This window comes from Paracoccus marcusii (genome assembly GCF_006151785.1).
Classification (GTDB): Bacteria; Pseudomonadota; Alphaproteobacteria; order Rhodobacterales; family Rhodobacteraceae; genus Paracoccus; species Paracoccus marcusii.
In genome coordinates this window covers 1-909 of sequence record NZ_VDDD01000271.1, presented here as the reverse complement: position 1 = coordinate 909, position 909 = coordinate 1, and the positions used below count along the sequence as shown (strand labels likewise).

Here is a 909-nt window from a genome sequence, read left to right as displayed (position 1 = left end):
GAACGGGCTGCCTTGATGCCGTTGCCGGTGGCCTTTGACGGCTTCATCGAGCTGAGCAAGCGCGTCTCGCCCACCTGCCTGATCAGTTTCGAGCGCAATCGCTATAGCGTTCCCGCGTCATTCGCCAACCGTCCCATCAGCTTGCGGATCTATCCGGACCGACTTGTCGTGGCGGCCGAGGGTAACATCCTGTGCGAGCATCCTCGCGTGATTCAACGCAGCCACCAGCTGCCGCCGCGGACGATCTACGATTGGCGGCACTACCTGGCTGTCCTTCAGCGCAAGCCCGGAGCGCTTCGGAATGGCGCACCTTTCCTGGAATTGCCGCCTGCCTTCAGGCAACTACAGGGCCAAATGATACGCAAGCCGGGCGGCGATCGTGAGATGGTCGATATCCTCGCCCTGGTTCTGCAGCATGACGAGCAGGCCGTGCTGACGGCGGTGGAGCTGGCCCTGGCCGAGGGCGTGGCGACCAAGACCCATGTACTGAATCTCCTGCACCGCTTGATCGATGGGAAGGTGGTTGGCGGGCCGCCCCTGGATACCCCGCAGGCGCTGGCCCTGCGGCGCGAGCCATCGGCCAATGTCGAGCGCTACGACAGTCTGCGCAGCCAGACCGAAGGTGGCCGTCATGCGTCATGATCCCGCCAGCGGTGCCATCGTCATCATGCTCCGCAGTCTGAAGATGCATGGGATGGCGCAGTCGGTCACTGACCTCATCGAACAGGGGGCGCCTGCTTTTGACGCTGCTGTGCCGATCCTGGCTCAGTTGCTGAAAGCGGAGCTGGCCGAGCGCGAGGTCCGTTCCATTGCCTATCACATGAAGGCGGCGCGCTTCCCCGCCTACAAGGACCTCTCGGGGTTCGACTTCGCCGCCAGCGAGATCAATGAAGCGACTGTGCGTCAGCT

The 909-nt window shown here is 63.4% G+C and carries 2 protein-coding genes; both read left to right on the top strand.

What is annotated here, in order from left to right; translation table 11 throughout:
- A partial coding sequence (locus FHD68_RS18730; protein WP_425277561.1) for a Mu transposase domain-containing protein occupies positions 1-642 on the top strand: 642 nt, incomplete at its 5' end.
- Positions 632-909 (top strand): ATP-binding protein (locus FHD68_RS18725; protein ID WP_244298005.1); only part of this gene is annotated, 278 nt, incomplete at its 3' end. The genes FHD68_RS18730 and FHD68_RS18725, both read left to right, overlap by 11 nt.